The following is a 2,349-nucleotide window of genomic DNA, read 5'->3' on the forward strand; positions in this document are numbered from 1 at the left end:
AAAGCGGAATGTTTTTTCCGCGAGGGCTGGACAGACTTTTGGTGATTTGCACGACGGGCAATTTTTGCATGGCTCGGGCATCATGCACATTGTCATTCCGGGGCGTCCGAAGGACGAGCCCGGAATCCATTTTGCCACTTGCGCATGCTGCCCGATGGATTCCGGGCTCGCGCTACGCGCGCCCCGGAATGACGGCGGTAGTTGCGGCGAGCAGTCCATGAGCCCTACGACCCCTTCGGGTTGACTTCGGTGTAGTTGCCCTTGGCGTCCCACTTGTAGACGACGTAGTCGATCGCCTTGATGTCGCCCTTGGCGTCGAAGGCCATCTTGCCGAGCACGGTGTCCCACTCGCCGGCCTTGATCGCGTCCATCACTTTCTTCGGATCGGTCGAGCCGACCTTGGCGACGGCCTGCGACCACACCTGCATCGCGGCATAGGTGTAGAGCGTGTAGCCTTCGGGATCGATGTTCTTGGCCTTGAACTTCTCGACGATGGATTTCGCGGTCGGCTTGTTGCGGGGATCGGGGCCGAAGGTGAACAGCGTGCCTTCGGCGGCGGGGCCGGTGATCGAGGCGAACTCCTTGTCGTTCATGGCATCGCCCGCCATCAGCACCGTTTGCAGGCCCTGGTCGCGCATCTGGCGCAGGATCAGGCCGGCCTCCTGGTGGTAGCCGCCGACATAGACGAGATCGATATTGTCGCGCTTCAACCGCGAGACGATGGAGTTAAAATCCTTGTCGCCCTTGTTGTAGGACTCGAACATCTTCTCCTGGAAGCCGGCCTTGTTCAGCGCCTTCTTGGTCTCATCCGCGAGGCCCTTGCCGTAGGTCGTCTTGTCGTTCAGGATCGCGACGTTCTTGCCCTTGAAATTCTTGATGATGTATTCGGCGGCGACCAGGCCCTGCTGGTCGTCACGGCCGCAGACGCGTGCGACGTTCCAGAGCTTGCGTTCGGTGAACAGCGGGTTGGTCGAGGCTGGCGTGATCTGCAGCGTGTTGCCGTCGGCATAGGCCTCGGAGGCCGGGATCGACGACGACGAGCAGAAATGACCGGCGACGAAGGGAATGCGCGCGCTGGAAAGCTTCTCGGCAACCGAGCGCGCCTGCTTGGGATCGCAGGCATCGTCGCCGACCTCAAGCTTGAGCTTCTTGCCGAGCACGCCGCCCGCGGCATTGAGATCGGAAACCGCCTGTTCGGCGCCGTTCTTCATCTGCCGGCCGAACGCGGATTCGGAGCCCGTCATCGGGCCCGCCACTGCGATGGTGATGTCCTGCGCGAATGCGCTCGCCGACAGTGCGAGCGATGCGCCGAATGCCAGGCCGATCAGCTTGAGTGATTTCATGTGGAGTCCCCGTGGTCATCGCTTAAGGGAGGCATCCGGCGTGCCGCCGGATGCGAAACCGAAGGCATTGTCGACTGAATTTGCCGTGAAGTCATCGGCATTTTTCAGGCAAATGCACGGTCCCTTCGCAGCATCTTGCCGCAGGATGGGGTCCAAAAGGCTTAGCCCCGCCGTCCGCCTTCCAGATAGGCAGCGCGGATCTCCGGCCGCTGCAACAGCTCGCTGCCGGTTCCGGACAGCGTGATCAGGCCGTTGACCATGACGTAGCCGCGATGGGCGAGTTTCAGCGCGTGGTTGGCATTCTGCTCGACGATCAGGACGGTCAGGCCATCCTGGCGGTTCAGGGTGCGGATCGCGTCGAAGATCTGGCGTGCGATCAGCGGCGCGAGGCCGAGCGAAGGCTCATCCAGCATCAACAGGCGCGGACGGCTCATCAGCGCGCGGCCGATCGCCAGCATCTGCTGCTCACCGCCGGAGAGCGTGCCGCCACGCTGGTTGACGCGTTCCTTAAGCCGGGGGAACAGCGTGAACACGCGTTCCAGCGCGGCCGCGCGTTCCGCTTCGCTGCACTCGGTCACGTCAGCGCCCATCTGCAGGTTTTCCGCGACGCTCATGCGCGGAAAGATCCGGCGTCCCTCGGGCGACTGTGCGATCCTAAGCCGCGCGATCTCGTGCGTCGGCACGCCGGTGATGTCATCGCCATCGAACTCGATCGCGCCGGCGCGGGCGCGCGGCTTGCCGAAGATCGTCATCATCAGCGTCGACTTGCCGGCACCATTGGCGCCGATCAGCGCAACGATCTCGCCGGCATTGATCTCGAGATCGACGCCCTTGAGGGCTTCGATCTTGCCGTACGCGGCGCGCAGGCCGCGGATCGCGAGGAGGGGAGAGGTCATGACCCGCTCCGTTCGTCGTCGGGCGCGCTGTCAGTTCTCCCTCCTCCTGAAAGGGGGAGGGTGGGGTGGGGATCAGCCCCGGGCACAGGCGCGTGTGGAGAGAGTTGATC

At 63.4% G+C, this 2,349-nt stretch carries 2 protein-coding genes; both read right to left on the reverse strand.

Annotated elements, in window-relative coordinates:
- Positions 1-224 precede the first annotated feature (224 nt).
- A complete protein-coding gene (locus CWO89_RS43260; RefSeq protein ID WP_130584279.1) occupies positions 225-1,343 on the reverse strand; it encodes a branched-chain amino acid ABC transporter substrate-binding protein in 1,119 nt (372 codons plus the stop codon).
- Positions 1,344-1,504: 161 nt separating this feature from the next.
- Entirely contained in the window at positions 1,505-2,239 is a 735-nt protein-coding gene (locus CWO89_RS43265; RefSeq protein ID WP_130584280.1) for an ABC transporter ATP-binding protein, read from the reverse strand.
- Between the last annotated feature and the right edge of the window lie 110 nt (positions 2,240-2,349).

Source organism: Bradyrhizobium sp. Leo170, assembly GCF_004296405.1.
GTDB lineage: Bacteria > Pseudomonadota > Alphaproteobacteria > Rhizobiales > Xanthobacteraceae > Bradyrhizobium.